The sequence below is a fragment of the uncultured Leifsonia sp. genome (genome assembly GCF_945957465.1).
Lineage (GTDB): Bacteria > Actinomycetota > Actinomycetes > Actinomycetales > Microbacteriaceae > Leifsonia.
The window spans coordinates 20,349-37,037 of the sequence record NZ_CAMFLC010000025.1; the positions used below are offsets into that span (position 1 = coordinate 20,349).

Below are 16,689 nucleotides of genomic sequence, written 5' to 3' on the forward strand. Positions count from 1 at the left end.
CCCTCAAGGAGAAAACACCATGGCATTGTCCACCGAAGAAGTTCTTGCCGGCCTGGCCGAGCTCATCAACGACGAGACCGGCATCGCGACCGACACGGTTGAGCTGGACAAGTCGTTCACCGACGACCTCGACATCGACTCGATCTCGATGATGACCATCGTGGTCAACGCCGAGGACAAGTTCGACGTCAAGATCCCGGACGAAGAGGTCAAGAACCTCAAGACCGTCGGCGACGCCGTCGAGTTCATCGTCAAGGCGCAGGACGCCTAAGCACCGCACGAAGAAACTTCCTACGCGCGGGCGGTTCCCCCGGGTTCCGCCCGCGCGGGCGGCAGCGCCGTGCGTGCTGAGCCGTTGTTCCTACTACCCGGAGTTGCCGTTATGACCAAGAAGATCGTCGTCACCGGCGTGGGCGCGTCCTCCCCGCTCGGTGGCACCGCCCCGGAGAGCTGGGCCGGCCTGCTGGCCGGGAAGTCGGGCGCCCGCAGCCTCACCCATGACTGGGTGGCCGAGCTCGAGCTGCCCGTCACGTTCGCCGCGGAGGCGCTCGTGCGCCCCGACACCGTCCTGGAGCGGCCGGTCGCCAAGCGTCTCGACCCGTCCAGCCAGTTCGCTCTCGTCTCCGCGATGGAGGCCTGGTCCGACGCCGGAGCCCCGGAGGTCGCTCCCGAGCGTCTCGGCGTCGACTACGCGACCGGCATCGGCGGCGTCTGGACGCTGCTGGACGCCTGGGACACGCTGCGCGAGCGCGGCCCGCGTCGCGTCCTGCCCATGACCGTTCCGATGCTGATGCCCAACGCGGCGTCCGCCGCGGTCTCCATGCACTTCGAAGCCCGTGCCTTCGCGCGCACCGTCGCGTCCGCGTGCGCGTCGAGCACCGAGTCGCTCGTGAACGCGTACGAGCACCTCCAGGCCGGTCTCGCCGACGTCGTGATCGCGGGCGGAACCGAGTCGGCGATCCACCCGATCACCATCGCCTCCTTCGCATCGATGCAGGCGCTGTCGCGTCGCAACGACGACCCGGCCACCGCATCGCGCCCGTACAGCGTCGATCGCGACGGCTTCGTGATGGGCGAAGGCGCCGCCAGCCTGGTGCTGGAGACGGAAGAGCACGCCCTCGCCCGCGGCGCCCGCATCTATGCCGAGATCGTCGGCGGCGGCGTCACGGCCGACTCGTACCACATCACCGCCAACGACCCCGAGGGTCGTGGCGCCAGCCGCGCCGTGCGGCTCGCCCTCGAGCAGGCCGGCGCCTCCCCCGACGAGGTGACGCACATCAACGCGCACGCGACGAGCACGCCGGTCGGCGACCCGTCGGAGTACGTGGCCCTTCGCGAGGTCTTCGGTGACCGCGTGCACGACATCCCGGTCTCGGCCACCAAAGCGTCGACGGGCCACCTGCTCGGCGGCACGGGCGCGCTGGAGGCCGTCTTCACGATCTTCGCGCTGCGCGACCGCGTCGCACCCCCGACGATCAACATCAGCGAGATGGACCCGGCCATCCCGCTCAAGGTCTCGGGCGAACCGCAGCCGCTCGGCGACGGTCCGCAGCTCGCGATCAGCAACTCGTTCGGCTTCGGCGGCCACAACGCCGTCGTAGCGATCCGCTCCGTCTGAGCCGCCTCGCCGGCGAGAAGGAGGCCCCGGTCGAACCGACCGGGGCCTCCTTCGTTCACCGCGTGCGGGCGGCTGAGCCGGGCCCGCCGCGGGAGTCGATCGCCTGCGTCAGCCCACTTTGTGCAGCCAGATGACGGACGTGTCGTCGTGCGCGTGCCGGAACGGCTCCAGCTCGTCGTCCCAGGCCTGGCCCAGCGCCAGCCGCAGTTCGCGCTGCAGTTCGAGCGGGTTTGGCCCGGCGACCTCCATCGCGTACCGGATGCGGTCCTCCGGCACGACGGTGTTGCCCGCGGTGTCGGTCTGCACGAAGAAGATCCCGAGGTCAGGGGTGTGCATCCAGCGGCCGCCGTCGGTGCCGAGCCCGGCGTCCTCAGTGACCTCGAAACGCAGATGCTCCCAGCCGCGCAGTGCGGTGGCGAGACGCGCCCCTGTGCCCTGCGGCCCGTCCCAGAAGAACTCGGTGCGCTGCGCACCCTTCAGCACGGGTTGCGTCTCCCACGTGAAGTTGACGGCGCGACCGAGAGCGCGTCCTGCCGCCCACTCGATGTGAGGGCAGAGCGCGCTGGGAGAGGAGTGCACGTAGAGCACTCCTCGGGCTGCGTGACCCGTCATGGTTTCCTCCGTTCATCGGTACGTCTTCCCCTACGACCGCGAACGTGATCCATGACAGCTATGAAGTTGGCTACCGCGATTATGCCGGACAACGCGGCCGAGTTACAAGATTGTGATTCGGCGATTCGTGCGTGCCGCCCGGGGTCGGGCGCAATACCATACCGAGTATGTCGGTTCAGTATGGTTTCCTGGCGGTGCTGACCCAGGGTCCCGCATACGGCTCGCAACTGCAGAACGAGTTCCTGCTTCGGGCAGCGAACCGACGCCAGCTCAACGCCGGGCAGGTGTATTCCACGCTGGACCGGATGAGTGAGCAGGGGCTCATCGAGTCGGCCGGCGAGACCGAGGACGGCCTCCCGCTGTACCGCCTCACCGCGACCGGCTCGCAGGAGGCGACGACGTGGCTGACCGCGGGCCCGGCCGACGCCCGGCCCGACTGGGACGAGATGCAGGATCAGGTGCTGATCGCCGCGTCGATCGACGGGGCCGACGCCCGTGCGGTCGTTGCGGATTACCGCGCCGCGTTCGAGGAGCGGATCCGCGAGCTCACCCATGACGCCGATTCGCGTGCCGTGCTGGCGGCGAACCGTGCGGCCGAGCTGGGCGCCCGCGCTGCGATCGAATGGCTCGACGAGGTGTCGGCGGCGCTCGCGGCGCACCCCGCAGCCCTGGTGCAACCGCGCTGCCCCGAGCGCCCGCGCCGGGGGCGGAAGCCCGCCGCCGCCGTCGACTGAGGCGCCCGAGGGGCGCGTAAAGGCCCCTAAAACGCAGTTTTAGGGGCCTTTGGGTGCCCTTCGGTCAGTGGAGGAGGCTGCCGTCCTTGGCGAGCACGTTCTTCTCCCCCGCCGCGATCGGCACCGCGAAACGGTTCTGTGCAGGCGGCAGCGGGCAGTTGAAGTTGTAGCTGAACGCGCAGGGCGGAAGCACGGCGAGGTTGAAGTCGAGCGTGACGGTGCCGTCGTCGTTGGGGACCACGAAGAGGAAGCGGCCGACCGAGTAGGTGCTCTCGCCGTTCGTGCTGTCTGCGAAGACGAGCTGAAGCGCCCGGCCCGCCTTGAACGCGGCGAGGTTGTAGTCGACGCCGTCCTTGGTGAAGGTGATCTCACCGGGGATCACCATGTCGCGCGTGGCGCCGTCGTCTTTGAGGTGCTCGAAGCCGACTGTCCTGCCCCCTTCGATCGGCGTGAACGTCGCCGTGATGATCCACTCGGGGTTGAACGGGAACGCGTCGATCGAGCCGAAGCGCTGGATGTCGTCGGACTGGGCATCCCACACCCGCAGCGCATAATCCCCCTGTTCGCTCGCGATGACGAATCCCGAGACCGTCTCACTGAAGCGGACCGCGGACGGATTCGGGTCGTCCTTGCCCCGTACGATCGCGGAGCCGTCGACCAGCACGTCGTCGACGAAGATGTTGTCGGTGGCGACGGCGGTGACCTTCAGCCCCGACTCCCCGGCGGGCAACGGAGACCACAGGCCGGGCACACCCCACACGGGTTGCTCCGAAGCCGGGTCGCCCGTGATCCACTGCGTGTTGACCAGCGCGAGGTTGCCCTGCGGCGCGGTGACGGCCTGCTCGCGACGGGCGTGGTAGCGGGCGAGGACCGCGTCGGGATCGGCGGGGGCTGCGGTGTCGGTCATGGTCTCCATCCTCTGTCAGATCGGTAGCCACAACCAAGCGCGACACTCCCCCATTCCCGGCAGTGGTGCGAGCCAGCCGACAGTGTCGCGCGACGATGGTTCACTTCGCATCCCCGTAGCTGTCCACGACCGCGGCCGTCACCGGGAAGTCCACCGGGAAGGCGCCGAAGAGCAGGCGCCCCGCGGCGGCTGCGGAGACCGTGACCGCCTCGGCGACGTCGTCCGCCAGCTCGGCGGGCGTGTGCACGATCACCTCGTCGTGCAAGAAGTAGACGAGGTGCGGCGCTGCCGTGAAGGGTGCGCCGCCCGGACCGAGTCTCGTGAGCCGGTTCCGCAGCTCCGCCATCCAGCACAGCGCCCACTCGGCAGCGCTCGCCTGCACCACGAAGTTGCGCGTGAAGCGACCCCAGTCGCGTGCCCGACTGCGAGCCCGCCGCTCCTCGGCCTGCGTCGAGTCGGATCCTGAGGCGGCCTCCTGGATGCTGCGCCAGCCGGGACCCGGCGGCGGTGAGCTGCGGCCCAGCCGAGAGGTCACGACGCCGCCGCTCTCACCGGTGCGCGCGGCATCCTCCACCAGGCGGACGGCACGCGGGAACGCGCGCGCGAGTCGCGGCATGAGGCGCCCGCTGTCGCCGGTCGTCGCGCCGTACATGGCGCCGAGCATCGCCACTTTGGCTTGAGCGCGCTCCGCAACGGCCCCGGTCGCGACGATGCCCGCGTAGAGATCGGTGCCGCGGCCGGCCGCCGCCATCGCCGTGTCGGCCGAGAGCCCGGTCAGGATGCGCGGCTCCAGTTGCGCGGCATCGGCGACCACCAGTTTCCAGCCCGGGTCGGCGACCACGGCTGCACGCACCTCCTTGGGCAGCTGGAGCGCGCCGCCGCCGCGCGTGGCCCAGCGGCCCGTCACGACCCCACCCGGGATGTAGTCGGGCCGGAACCTGCCGTCGGCCACCCAGGTGTCGAGCCAGGTCCAACCGTTCGCCGAGTGCAGGCGGGAGAGCTTCTTGTACCGCAGGAGCGGTGCGATCGCCGGGTGGTCGAGCTCGCGAAGCTCCCACGACCGGGTCGAGGTCGCCATGAGGCCGGCGCGTTGCAGGGCTTTGAGCACCTCCGGCGGGCTGTCGGGATTCAGGCCGGGCGTCTCCAGCGCCTCCCGCAGCTCCGCCGCCAGTTCCTCCATGACCGCAGGGCGACCGAACCGCGGCCGCGGGCCGAGCAGCGCGGTGAGCAACTGGTCATGCCGTTCGACGCTGTACGGCAAGCCGGCGTGCTGCATCTCGGCGGCGATCAGCGCGCCGGCGGACTCGGCCGCCAGCAGCAGCCGGAGCCGGCCCGGCTCGGCGCTCGCGGCCACCGCCTCCTGCTGTGCAGCGAACTCCGCGGCGGCGGACGGCGGGGCTTCGGGTTCGGGGCCGTCGAGATCGAACAGGGCCGCCGAGCCCTCTTCCGGGAGCGCGTCCGGCTGAGCCGCCCCATCCCACGGTCCCGGAACGGCGGACGCCAGGGCCGAGCCGGCCGTCAGTGTCGACGACCGCAGGATCGCGTGACTGAGCCGGAGGTCGACGCACCTCTCGACGCGTACGCCCGACCGCAGCAGCGGCGGGTACCAGGTGCGGGTGTCGCTCCAGACCCAGCGCGGCCGCCGCTCCGCCTCTGCGGCACGCACGAGGTCCGCGAGCTCGGCGTCGGCCACCTCCGAGCGGTCGTCGTCGCCGCGGATGACGGCGACGCGACCCGGGGCGACGCGCTCGAGGAGGATGTGCACCCGACAATTCTGCCCGCGACCGACGACACACCGTCGCAACCCGATCCGTTATAGTGAGCAACACTCAATTCGTGACGATGCCGACCCGAAAGGCGATTCGCGATGACCGAATACCTGCACGACTCCCAAGGCGTCTGGATCGCCTTCCGGCCCGACCCCCGTGCGCGCTTCCTGTTCAACCCGGAAGGCGACTGGATCGGCTGGTTCCCGTGGGACGACGACGTCGTCGTCACGCCGGGCGGCTCATACCTCGGTACCGTCCACGGCGACCGGCTCTTCACGGACGAGAGCCATCCCTATCGCGGCGAGCCCGGCTATCCCGGTGCGCCGGGCTACCCGGGAAGCGCCCCGTACCCGGGCGCCGGCGCCTACGTCAGCCTGCCCGACGGGTCACAGGACGTCGCGCCGGCACTGCTCTGGCCGCGCATCGCCTCCTGACGGACACGATTCGAACGAGGGCCGTCGGCCCGCGAGCGCCGTCAGCCGGCCAGCGCCGTCAGCCGCGAGCGCAGCTCCGGCCACGCCGCGCCGAATCCCGGATGCAGGGGCAGCTCCGCGACCGCCGGCACCGACACCCAGCGCAGCTCGATGCTCTCGACATCGGCCATGTGCGGCTCGAACGCCCGCACGGCCTGGGCGACGACCGTCGTGTACGACCAGTACCCGAGGTCGAGCACACTCGTGAACAGCACCTCGACAGCGTCCGCCGGCACGGCGGCCTCCTCCGCCGCCTCGCGCAGCGCCCCCTCCACGGCGGTCTCGCCCTCGTGCCGTGCTCCACCCGGCAGTCCCCAGGTCCCCCCGAAGTGACTCCAATCGGCACGGTGCTGCAGCAGCACCCCGCGCCGCAGATCGTGGACGAGCAGTCCGGCGGCGCCGAACCGGCCCCAGAACCGTTCGCCGTTCGGACCTTCCACCCATGCGTCGCCGGAGTTCACGTCTCCACGTTAGCCGTCCGGCGGGGATGCTGCCGCCGCAGAGCAGCCCTAGTGTGTGGGAATGACACTCGAACGATGGCGCCACCTCACCGAGTGGCCGCTCACCGCCGCTGCCACGGTGTTCCTCCTCGCCTATGCCTGGGAGGTGATCGGCGATCTCCACGGGACGCCGCTCGTCGCAGCCGAAACCGTCATCTGGGTGACCTGGTGCGTGTTCCTCCTCGACTACATCGTCTGCCTCGCCCTGGCCCCGCACCGGTGGCGCTGGTTCTACACGCACCTGTTCGACCTGGCGATCGTCGTGCTCCCGATGCTGCGGCCGCTGCGCCTGCTGCGGCTGGTCACCATCCTGGCGATCCTGCAGCGCAGCGCCGGCACCGCGTTCCGTGGCCGCGTGATGGTCTACGTGGCCGGCGCGGGCACACTGCTGGTGTTCACCGCCGCACTGGCGGCACTCGACGCCGAGCGTGGAGCGCCGCACGCGCACATCGAGACCTTCCCGCAGGCGGTGTGGTGGGCGTTCGAGACGATCTCGACCGTCGGTTACGGCGACTACACGCCGGTCACCCAGGTCGGCAGGCTCGTGGCCGTCGGCCTGATGATCGGCGGGATCGCCACCCTCGGCATCGTGACGGCGACGCTCGCCTCCTGGATCGTCGACCGCGTCGCCCAGACCGAGATCGACACCCGGTCGGCGACGCGCGGTCAGATCAAGGAGCTGTCGGCACAGGTCGCCGAGCTCAAGACCCTCCTCGAGAAGAAGTCCGCCTGATGCCGCAGCGCAGCGCCGCCGTCCTCCTGCACCGCGATGTCGGCAACGGGCGGGAGGTGTGGATCGCGCACATGGGCGGGCCGTTCTGGGCGCGCAAGGACGAGGGCGCGTGGACGCTGCCGAAAGGGCTCGTCGAGGTCGGCGACACCGACGAGCTGGCGGCGGCGCGTCGCGAGTTCGCCGAGGAGATGGGAACCCCGCCCCCCGAGGCGGACTACGTCGCCCTGGGCGAGTTCCGCGCGTCGTCGAAGACGTTCGTCGTGTTCACCGCAGAGACCGACTTCGGCCCGATCGAAATCGCCAGCAACGCCTTCGAGCTCGAGTGGCCGCCGCGATCCGGCATCGTGCGCTCGTTCCCCGAAGTCGACGCCGCCGGGTGGTTCCCCGTCGAAGAGGCGCTCACGAAGCTCGCGAAAGGCCAGCGGCCCATTCTGGACGCACTGCTGCGCCGGCTCGATCAGGCCGAAGATCGGTAGCGCGCACAGCACCCCCTCGGACGTATGGTTGGCTGCACGCCGGGACGAAGGAGGAGCAGGTGGCCACCAAGAAAAAGACAGAGAAAGAGGCCGAGAAGGCGTTGATCACCGCGCGGGCCGCTGTCGACGAGGCCCAGCGCCTGGTCAAGAAGCTCGACAAGAAGACCCGCAAGGAGGCCGACGAGCTGGAGGCGGCGCTCGCGCAGGCCGCGAGGGATGCCAAGAAGGCCGCGCAGCGAGCCCGCAAGACCGCCGACCAGGCGGCGAAGGACGCCAAGCAGAAGGCGCAGGCCGCGCGCGAGCACGCGAGCACCGCTGCTGCCGCACCCGCGGCCGGCACCGGGATCCCGACCTTCCGTGACCTGCGCGACCGGGCCAAGGCGCAGGGCATCCAGGGCTATTCGCGGATGAACAAGGCGCAGCTCTTGCACGCCCTCGGCGAGGGGTAGGCCGTGCCGGCAGTCGACCTCCTGTTCACCGGCCGGTAACCGGCCGATTCTACGGTTGCGGCCGTGACAGACACCACCGCCCGGCCGGCGGTCCTCTCCGCTCTGGCTGCGGCCCCGGCGCCGCGGACCCTGATCGACATCCTCCGGGAGCAGGCGGCCCGCAACCCGCAGGCGTCGGCGATCGAGGACGCGGCCGGCGCGCTCAGCTATAGGGAGCTCCTGGCCCGTGTCGTCGCCACCGCAGCCCGACTGCACGAGGCGGGAGTGCGCCGCGGCGACCGGGTCGGCGTGCGGATGACCTCGGGAAGTCGCGAACTCTATCTCGCGATCCTGGGCGTGCTCGCCGCCGGCGCCGCCTACGTTCCCGTCGACGCCGACGATCCGCAGGAGCGCGCCGACCTCGTCTTCGGCGAGGCGGACGTCAGCGGTGTGATCACCGACGATGGATACCTGCCGACCGCGTCCGCCGGTGCGGTGGCCGTCGAGGCCGTGGCGACGGCCGCCCGCGGCGACGCTCCCCACGCCGTGCAGGCCGGCGAGCCCCACCCGAGCACCTCGGGCCTCCCGTTGATCGAACCTCCGTCACCGGAGGACGACGCCTGGATCATCTTCACCTCCGGGTCGACGGGGACCCCCAAGGGCGTCGCCGTACGGCACCGGTCGGCGGCCGCGTTCGTGGATGCCGAAGCCCGGCTGTTCCTGCGCGACGAGCCGATCGGCCCGGGCGACCGTGTCCTGGCCGGGCTCTCCGTCGCATTCGACGCCTCCTGCGAGGAGATGTGGCTGGCGTGGGGTCACGGCGCGTGTCTGGTGCCCGCGCCGCGTTCGCTCGTGCGCACCGGGATGGACCTGGGGCCGTGGCTCGCGGCCCGCCGCATCACCGTGGTGTCGACCGTGCCGACCCTCGCCGCGCTGTGGCCGACGGATGCCCTCGACACGGTCCGGCTGCTGATCTTCGGCGGCGAAGCGTGCCCGCCCGAACTGGTCAACCGGCTCGCCGTCGAAGGCCGGGAGGTCTGGAACACCTATGGGCCAACCGAGGCGACGGTGGTGGCGTGCGCGAGCCTGCTGACGGCCGGCGAGCCGGTGCGCATCGGCCTCCCGCTGGACGGCTGGGATCTCGCCGTCGTCGGGGCCGACGGCGCGCCGGTCGCGGACGGGGAGAGCGGTGAGCTGATCATCGGCGGCGTCGGGCTGGCGCGTTACCTCGACCCGGCCAAGGACGCCGAGAAGTACGCACCGCTGCCCTCGCTCGGCTGGCAGCGCGCCTACCGGAGCGGCGATCTGGTCCGATTCGATCCGGCCGGCCTGTTCTACCTGGGCCGCGCGGACGACCAGGTCAAGGTCGGCGGCCGCCGCATCGAGCTCGGCGAGGTGGAGGCCGCGCTCCAGCAGCTGCCCGGGGTCTCCGGCGCCGCCGCGGCCGTACGGCGCAGCTCCGCGGGCAACGATGTACTCGTGGGCTACCTCGCCGTCCCCGACCGCTCGCTGTTCGACCGGCGGGCCGCCCTGGCCGAGCTTCGCGCGGAACTGCCCGCCGCACTCGTGCCCCTGCTAGCGGTCGTCGACGATCTCCCGGTCCGGACATCCGGCAAGGTCGACCGGGCAGCGCTCCCCTGGCCGCTGGAGGACACGGACGACGAAGACGCACCCGAGCTCGATCCGGTCTCAGAGGCGCTCGCCGCCGACTGGCGAAGCGTTCTCGGGCTGCCCGTCGGCGCCCTCGACGACAACTTCTTCGACCTCGGCGGCGGGTCGCTCGCCGCCGCCCAGCTCGTCTCGCTGCTGCGCAGACGCCATCCGGACATCACGGTCGCCGACGTCTACGCGCATCCCCGGTTCGGATCCCTCGCCGCGGCCCTCGCCGAGAGCTCGCCCTCGGCCTCCGCCGCCTCCACCCACGTCGTCCCACGGACGCCCCGGCGCATGCAGGTGCTGCAGACCATCCTCGGGGTGCCGCTCTTCATCCTCAACGGGATCCGCTGGCTGCTCTACCTGCTGACGGCGTCCGCCGTGCTCCGGCCGTTCGGCGGGTTCGGCTTCCTGCCCGAGGTGAATCCGGTCTGGCTCGTGGTCGGGCTGCTGATCTTCGTCACACCGTGGGGACGCATGGCGATCGCAGTCGTCGCGGCGCGCCTCCTGTTGCTGGGCGTGAAGGCCGGCGACTATCCCCGCGGCGGAGGGGTCCACCTGCGCTTGTGGCTCGCCGAGCAGGTCGCCCACCAGATCGGGGCCGCCAGCCTCGCCGGCGCTCCGTGGATCAGCTATTACGCCCGTCTGCTCGGCGCAACGGTCGACCGCGGTGTCGACTTGCACGCGCTGCCTCCGGTGACCGGCATGCTGAGGATCGGCGCCGGCGCCTCCGTCGAGCCGGAGGTCGACCTGGCCGGGTACTGGATCGACGGCGACCTCGTGCGCATCGGCGAGATCCGGATCGGCGCGGGAAGCTCGGTCGGCGCGCGAAGCTCCCTCATGCCGGGCGCCAAGATCGGTCGGGGCGCCACGGTGGCCCCCGGCTCGGCTGTCTTCGGCCGGGTTCCGGCCGGGCAGAACTGGGCGGGATCCCCCGCCGTCCGCGTCGGGAAGGCCCGGGAATGGTGGCCGGCCGAACGACCGCCGCGGCACACCCGCTGGGTCGCCGCGTACGCGGCGGCCTCCCTGGTCGTGTCCCTGGTCCCGGTCGTCGCGTTCGCGGTCGGCGGTCTCGTCGTCGCCGCTTTCACCCGGGGCGCCACGACGCTGGCCGGCGCTGTTCCCGGCGCGCTCGCTGCCGTGATCCCGGCGACCCTCGCCGCCGGGGTGGTGCTCGCCGGTCTCGTCGTCGTCCTCGTGCGGCTGCTCGGCCTCCGCCTTCGCGAGGGTGTCTACCCGGTGCGCAGCCGGGTCGGCTGGCAGGTGTGGTCGACCGAACGCCTCCTCGACATGGCGCGCACGGTGCTCTTCCCGCTGTACTCGAGCCTGTTCACTCCGCTGTGGCTCCGGATGCTCGGCGCCCGCGTCGGGCACGACGTGGAGGCATCCACCGTCCTCCTGCTCCCCGCGATGACGAGGATCCGCGACGGAGCCTTCCTCGCGGACGACACCCTGGTGGCGTCGTACGAGCTCGGCGGCGGCTATGTGCGCGTGGCGGAGGCGGAGATCGGCGCCCGCGCCTTCCTCGGCAACTCCGGCATGGCCGGCGGGGGCAACCGGGTTCCGCGCGACGGGCTGGTCGCGGTGCTGTCGGTGGCGCCGCGCAAGGCGAAGGCGGGTTCGTCCTGGCTGGGCTCACCCCCCGTGAAGCTCCGCAGGCGTGCACAGGACGCCGACCTGTCGCGCACCTTCGAGCCGCCGGCCGCTCTGCGCGTCGCTCGCACCGCGTGGGAGCTGCTGCGCATCGTCCCGGTCTTCGTGACGTGCTCGATCGGTCTCGCCGTCCTCTGGGCACTGGGGGCGCTGACCCAAAGCCTCGGGGCCGGCTGGGCGATCATCCTCAGCGGCCCCGTGCTCCTGCTCGCCGGCGCGGTCGCCGCTGCGGTGAGCACGGCCGCGAAGTGGGTGCTCCTCGGGAGGCTGAAGCCCGGCGAGCACCCGCTCTGGTCGTCCTTCATCTGGCGCAGCGAGGTGTCGGACACTTTCACCGAGATGGTGGCCGCCCCCTGGTTCGCATGGTCGGCCGCCGGGACCCCCGCACTGGTCTGGTGGCTGCGGAGCCTCGGCGCCCGCATCGGCAGCGGCGTCTGGATCGACAGTTACTGGCTCCCGGAGGCCGATCTGGTCGAACTGGGCGACGCATCCACCGTGAACCGGGGCTGCGTCGTCCAGACGCACCTGTTCCATGATCGAATCATGAGCATGGACGAGGTGATCATCGAGCGCGGCGGAACACTGGGACCGCACAGCGTCATCCTTCCGGCCGCAGCGATCGGCTCCGACGCGACGGTGGGCCCTGCGTCGCTCGTCATGCGCGGTGAGACCGTGCCCGACCGCAGCCGGTGGAGCGGCAATCCGATCGGCCCGTGGCGAGACGTGGTGGTACGCGAGTACCGTGCGGTGCGATGACCTCGGCACCCAGCGGCGCTGACGCCGCGACCGCGGCCCACGCGTACCTCCCGCGCTCGGGCACGGACGACTTCTCCGTGCTGTCGTACGACCTCGACCTCGACTACAGGGTCGCGACCAACCGGCTGGATGCGACGGCCGTGATCCGGGCCCGCGCCAACGTGCCCCTGACGGCTGTCGTGCTCGACCTGGTGCATCTGCGGGCCAAGCGGGTACGGCTGGACAGCGACAAGCGCGCCCGCTTCACGCAGTCGCCCACGCATGTCCGGGTGAAAGCAGCGAAGCCGATACCTGCCGGAACGGAGTTCACGGTCGAGATCGCCTACGACGGCTCCCCCGTGCCGCGTCGCACGCGCTGGGGCGCACTCGGCTGGGAGGAGCTGACCGACGGCGTCATCGTGGCGTCGCAGCCATCCGGCGCGCCGACGTGGTTCCCCTGCAACGACCGGCCGTCCGACAAGGCCGCCTACCGCATGACGGTCACGACCGAGCAGGCGTACACCGTGCTCGCCACCGGCGAACTGGTCGACCACAGCGTGAGCGGGGGTCGCGGCACCTGGACCTTCGAACGCACCGAGCCGACGGCCTCCTATCTCGCTGCCGTGCAGATCGGCCGCTACGTGCTGGAGCCCCGGCGCTCCGACGGGGTGGAGTGGGTGATCGCCTACCCGCCGGCCCTGGCGCGCCGAGTACTCGCCGACTTCGCACCCGTCGGCCGGATGATCGAGTGCTTCCAGGAGCGGTTCGGCCCGTACCCGTTCCCCTCCTACACCGTCGTGGTCACCGAGGACCCGCTCGAGATCCCCCTCGAATCGCAGGGTATGGCGACCTTCGGCTCCTCGCACGTCGACGGACGCGGCGGCTCCGAACGACTGATCGCGCACGAGCTGGCGCATCAGTGGTTCGGGAACAGCGTCGGCGTCGCCTCCTGGAGCGACATCTGGCTCAACGAGGGTTTCGCGTGCTACGCCGAGTGGATCTGGTCGGAGTACGCCGGAGGCCCTTCCGCGAACACGCTCGCACGCACCCATCACGCCGCTCTGCGCCTGAAGCAGAAGGACCTGCAACTCGGCGACCCGGGGGTGGACAGGATCTTCGACGACCGCGTCTACAAACGCGGCGCCTGCTTGCTGCACGCCCTGCGCCGCCGGCTCGGCGACGACGGCTTCTTCGACCTGTTGCGCGGCTGGTCGGCCACGCGGCGCCACGGAACCGCTTCGTCGGAGGACTTCGAGGCGTTCGCGGCGGGCTATTCGGACGAGCCGCTGGACAGCTTCTTCCACGCGTGGCTGCGGGACACGGGACTGCCCCCGTTGAGTGCGTGAGCGGGAGCCCGGATGCCGGGCCCCGCTCACAGCCCCTCCTGTCACGGGGTCGGGCGGTCCTCCGGGCGCCGTTCCTCGCCGGTGATCCCGTCGATGCGGGGCGCCGCGTGCGCGGGACCGCCGGCGTCGGCCGCGGCGCGCGGCGGCGCGGTGTCGGCCGTGCGGGTGTCGTCCACGACCTCCCGGTCGTTCTCGACACGGTTGCCGTGCCGGTCGGTTCGGACGTCGGGGTCCACCTCGTCGGCGCGACTCAGCTTCTGCTGCTGTTCGTCGCGCGCGGCGGCGGCGGCACGGTCTCGTTCCTCGGCCTCGCGGCGAAGTCGCTCGGCCTCCACCTCTGCCTGCTGGGCGTCGGCGGCGGCCCGTGCCGACTTGGCCTCGCGCTCACGCGCGGCGAGATCGGCGCGCGCGGCGTCCTCGCGCAGCTCTGCGGCCCTGCGGCGATCGGCTTCCACCTTGCGGCGCCGGCCGGCGGTCAGGGCGACGATGACGATCGCCACGACGATCACGACGACGACGACGATCAACACGATCCATCCGGTTGCGTTCATGCCGGGCCACGGTACCCCGCTGCGCCCGCGAAACCAGGGCCTTGAACTCGCAAGCGGTCGGTGCAGGGGGGTCGCATCCGAACAGTAGGGCGGACGGGACTTGAACCCGTGACCGGCGGATTATGAGTCCGATGCTCTAACCAGCTGAGCTACCGCCCCGTGCGCTCGCCCCGGGTCACTCCGGGGTGGGCACGCCGGGGGCCGCCGCCGTGACGGGGTCGGCCACCGGCTCTCCACGATACAGGCTCTCGAAGGTGCTGATCGTGGTCTGGATGTCGTGCGTCGCCACGATGCGCAGCGACGCATTCTTGAGGACGTCGAGCTCCTCCTGCGGCAGGGTCAGCACGCTCTCGAGCTTGTCCGCCAGGTCCTTCGCATCTCCGGGGCGGAAGAGGTGGCCGTTCTCGCCGTCGTGCACCAGGTGAGGCAGCGCCATCGCGTCCGCGGCCACCACGGGGAGACCGGAGGCCATCGCCTCCATCGTCGCGATCGACTGCAACTCGGCGATGGACGGCATCGCGAACACGGTCGCCCGCGTGTACGCCTGCCGCAACTCCTCGTCGGTGACGTAGCCGAGGAAGTTCACCCTGTCGGCGATGCCGAGCGTCTCGGCCAGCACCTGCAGGTTCTTGAACTGATCGCCGCCTCCGACGATCTCGAGCTGCGCGTCCAAGGACGCCGGAAGGAGCTTCACGGCGTTCAGCAGCACATCGATCTGCTTCTCGCCGGTGACCCGGCCGACGAAGAGGATGCGGTTGCCCGTGCGCGGCGAGAAGTCCGGCGTGTAGTTGTGCGCCTCGATCCCGCACGAGATGGCGTGCACGCCGCGCAGCCCCGTCGCCTTCTCGAGGAACTCGGCCGCCCTCCGCGTCGGCGTCGTGATGGCCTCCGCCCGGTCGAAGCTCTTGCGGGCATCGCGCCACGCGCTCGTCACGAACGCGTGGTGCAGGAACTTCGGCAGCCGCGTGAACTCGATGATGTTCTCGGGCATCACGTGGTTCGTCGCGATGATCCGGATGCCGCGCTTCTGCGCCTCGTAGGCGAGCCCGCGGCCGATGACGATGTGCGACTGGAAGTGCACCACGTCGGGCTTGACCTCGTCGAGAATGCGTCGCGCGTTCGCCTTGCTCATCCACGGCAACGCGAAACGCAGCCAGTCGTGCGGATACCAGCGCCAGCTGCGCAGGCGGTGGGCCGTCATCTTCTGGCCCTCGTGCTCCTCGATCCAGGTGCCGTGCCGGCGGCTGGCGGCCGGAGCGACGATGTGCATGTCGTGCCCGCGCTCGACGAGGCCCGCAGCGAGGCGCTCCGCGAAACGCGCGGCGCCGTTCACGTCGGGCGGGAAGGTGTCGCAGCCCATGAGGATGGTCATCGGCCTGTGGTCGGCCGGGGCGGGCGGGATGTTGTGCGTTCCGCTCGTATCAGGCACGTGGTGAGTCCCTCACGGTCGTTGGCCGGGTGGTTCGTCCCGGAGACGGTCTGAGTGCACCGGACGGGTCGGACCGGCGAGTCATCGACTCAGTCTAGGCCGGATTCCGGGACGGAGTCGGCAAGCCGCTCCGAGATCGGCGATTCGACGTTCGACTGCGGGTGGTGTTTGGCGAGCTGGAAGACGCCGAGGATCGCCACGGCACCGGTGACGGCGAAGCCCGCCATCGCCCACCACGGCGCACCGGCGGCCTCGTCGAGCACGACGATGCCGATCGTCACCGCCACGAGAGGGTCGATCACCGTCAGGCCGGCGATCACGAGGTCGGGCGGTCCGGACGAGTAGGCGTTCTGCACGAAATAGGCGCCGAGGCCGGCCGCGGCCAGGAGCGCGACGATGCAGAGCACGAGCAGCCAGTCCCACTCCTGGTTGGAGATGCGGTCGATGACGACCTTGGCGAGGGTCGCGACGAACCCGTACAGCACCCCGGCGCCGACGATGTAGATGATCGCCTTGAACCGGTGGCGGAGGAACCAGAACGCCAGCCCGAAGATGATGAGGACCACGGCCAGGATGATCAGGATGACGACCAGCGCGCGCGTCGTCACCGGTTCGTCGCGCGCGAAGATGGCCGCGATCACCACGAACGCACCGACGCCGCCGACGCAGAGGCAGACGGCGATCACCGACTGACGGTTGAGCTTGACGCCGCTCACCCGCGCGTTCAGCACGCTCGTGATCACGAGTCCCACGACGCCCAGCGGCTGCACCAGGATGATCGGCGACAGCTTCAGGCTCACGAGCTGGAAGACGATGGCGAGGCCGAGCAGCAGCGTGCCGATGACCCAGGAGGGCCGCGCGAGCAGCAGTCCGAGCTGGCGGGGGTTCAGTCCGCCCTTCGCGTCCTGCGTCTGGGCCTCGACTTTGGCGACCCCGTGGTGCTGCAGTTGGGCGCCGATCGACAGGAACACGGCGCCGACGAGTGCGACCGGGATGCCCAGGAGCTGACTGGGCTGATAAGCCAGGTCGAGCGCATCCATCAGTTCCGTACCCACGCCACGACCCTACCGAA

Annotated in this window: 16 protein-coding genes and 1 tRNA gene; 9 read left to right on the forward strand and 8 right to left on the reverse strand. The window is 70.9% G+C overall.

What is annotated here, in order from left to right:
• The first annotated feature begins 19 nt into the window (after positions 1-19).
• Together Q0Q23_RS12180 and Q0Q23_RS12185 are read left to right on the forward strand one after the other, a co-directional pair.
• Positions 20-271, forward strand: a complete 252-nt coding sequence (locus tag Q0Q23_RS12180) for an acyl carrier protein (RefSeq protein ID WP_021765217.1) — start codon at positions 20-22, stop codon at positions 269-271.
• A 111-nt stretch (positions 272-382) separates the two neighbouring features.
• On the forward strand, positions 383-1,618 hold the full coding sequence (locus Q0Q23_RS12185; protein ID WP_295123927.1) for a beta-ketoacyl synthase: 1,236 nt from the start codon (positions 383-385) through the stop codon (positions 1,616-1,618).
• A 108-nt stretch (positions 1,619-1,726) separates the two neighbouring features.
• Here the strand turns inward: Q0Q23_RS12185 and Q0Q23_RS12190 are convergent, their stop codons facing one another.
• Entirely contained in the window at positions 1,727-2,230 is a 504-nt protein-coding gene (locus Q0Q23_RS12190) for a DUF3145 domain-containing protein (protein WP_295123930.1), read from the reverse strand.
• A gap of 167 nt (positions 2,231-2,397) precedes the next feature.
• Between Q0Q23_RS12190 and Q0Q23_RS12195 the strand changes: the two genes are divergently transcribed.
• Positions 2,398-2,964, forward strand: a complete 567-nt coding sequence (locus tag Q0Q23_RS12195) for a PadR family transcriptional regulator (RefSeq protein WP_295123933.1) — start codon at positions 2,398-2,400, stop codon at positions 2,962-2,964.
• Between the two features lie 64 nt (positions 2,965-3,028).
• On the opposite strand, the gene Q0Q23_RS12200 is transcribed toward Q0Q23_RS12195, so the two are convergent.
• Entirely contained in the window at positions 3,029-3,871 is an 843-nt protein-coding gene (locus Q0Q23_RS12200) for a DUF1684 domain-containing protein (protein WP_295123938.1), read from the reverse strand.
• Between the two features lie 100 nt (positions 3,872-3,971).
• Entirely contained in the window at positions 3,972-5,636 is a 1,665-nt protein-coding gene (locus Q0Q23_RS12205; protein WP_295123941.1) for a bifunctional 3'-5' exonuclease/DNA polymerase, read from the reverse strand.
• A 102-nt stretch (positions 5,637-5,738) separates the two neighbouring features.
• On the opposite strand from Q0Q23_RS12205, the gene Q0Q23_RS12210 reads away from it, so the two are divergent.
• The gene (locus Q0Q23_RS12210) at positions 5,739-6,074 is read left to right on the forward strand and encodes a hypothetical protein (RefSeq protein ID WP_295123943.1); all 336 of its coding nucleotides are present in this window, start codon (positions 5,739-5,741) and stop codon (positions 6,072-6,074) included.
• A 41-nt stretch (positions 6,075-6,115) separates the two neighbouring features.
• Here Q0Q23_RS12210 and Q0Q23_RS12215 read toward each other — a convergent pair whose 3' ends face one another.
• Positions 6,116-6,574, reverse strand: coding sequence for an NUDIX domain-containing protein (locus Q0Q23_RS12215; protein WP_295123946.1), 459 nt, complete (start codon positions 6,572-6,574; stop codon positions 6,116-6,118).
• Positions 6,575-6,635: 61 nt separating this feature from the next.
• On the opposite strand from Q0Q23_RS12215, the gene Q0Q23_RS12220 reads away from it, so the two are divergent.
• The 5 genes from Q0Q23_RS12220 (at position 6,636) to Q0Q23_RS12240 (ending at position 13,637) form a co-directional block, all read left to right on the forward strand.
• Positions 6,636-7,346 carry a potassium channel family protein gene (locus Q0Q23_RS12220; protein WP_295123949.1) on the forward strand — a complete coding sequence of 237 codons (711 nt, stop codon included), beginning with the start codon at positions 6,636-6,638 and terminating at the stop codon, positions 7,344-7,346.
• On the forward strand, positions 7,346-7,822 hold the full coding sequence (locus Q0Q23_RS12225; protein ID WP_295123952.1) for an NUDIX domain-containing protein: 477 nt from the start codon (positions 7,346-7,348) through the stop codon (positions 7,820-7,822). Before Q0Q23_RS12220 ends, Q0Q23_RS12225 begins: the two co-directional genes overlap by 1 nt.
• A gap of 59 nt (positions 7,823-7,881) precedes the next feature.
• A complete protein-coding gene (locus Q0Q23_RS12230) occupies positions 7,882-8,271 on the forward strand; it encodes a hypothetical protein (RefSeq protein ID WP_295123955.1) in 390 nt (129 codons plus the stop codon).
• A gap of 63 nt (positions 8,272-8,334) precedes the next feature.
• Positions 8,335-12,312, forward strand: coding sequence for a Pls/PosA family non-ribosomal peptide synthetase (locus Q0Q23_RS12235; RefSeq protein WP_295123958.1), 3,978 nt, complete (start codon positions 8,335-8,337; stop codon positions 12,310-12,312).
• Positions 12,309-13,637, forward strand: a complete 1,329-nt coding sequence (locus Q0Q23_RS12240; protein WP_295123961.1) for a M1 family metallopeptidase — start codon at positions 12,309-12,311, stop codon at positions 13,635-13,637. Before Q0Q23_RS12235 ends, Q0Q23_RS12240 begins: the two co-directional genes overlap by 4 nt.
• Before the next feature lie 41 nt (positions 13,638-13,678).
• Here Q0Q23_RS12240 and Q0Q23_RS12245 read toward each other — a convergent pair whose 3' ends face one another.
• From Q0Q23_RS12245 to Q0Q23_RS12260, 4 genes are all read right to left on the reverse strand, one after another.
• Positions 13,679-14,188 (reverse strand): hypothetical protein, encoded by a 510-nt coding sequence (locus Q0Q23_RS12245; RefSeq protein WP_295123964.1) that lies wholly within the window; start codon positions 14,186-14,188, stop codon positions 13,679-13,681.
• Between the two features lie 85 nt (positions 14,189-14,273).
• Positions 14,274-14,347: transfer RNA gene (locus tag Q0Q23_RS12250), tRNA-Ile, on the reverse strand.
• Between the two features lie 16 nt (positions 14,348-14,363).
• Positions 14,364-15,617 carry a glycosyltransferase gene (locus Q0Q23_RS12255; RefSeq protein ID WP_295123967.1) on the reverse strand — a complete coding sequence of 418 codons (1,254 nt, stop codon included), beginning with the start codon at positions 15,615-15,617 and terminating at the stop codon, positions 14,364-14,366.
• An 89-nt stretch (positions 15,618-15,706) separates the two neighbouring features.
• Positions 15,707-16,672, reverse strand: coding sequence for a DMT family transporter (locus Q0Q23_RS12260; RefSeq protein WP_295123971.1), 966 nt, complete (start codon positions 16,670-16,672; stop codon positions 15,707-15,709).
• Between the last annotated feature and the right edge of the window lie 17 nt (positions 16,673-16,689).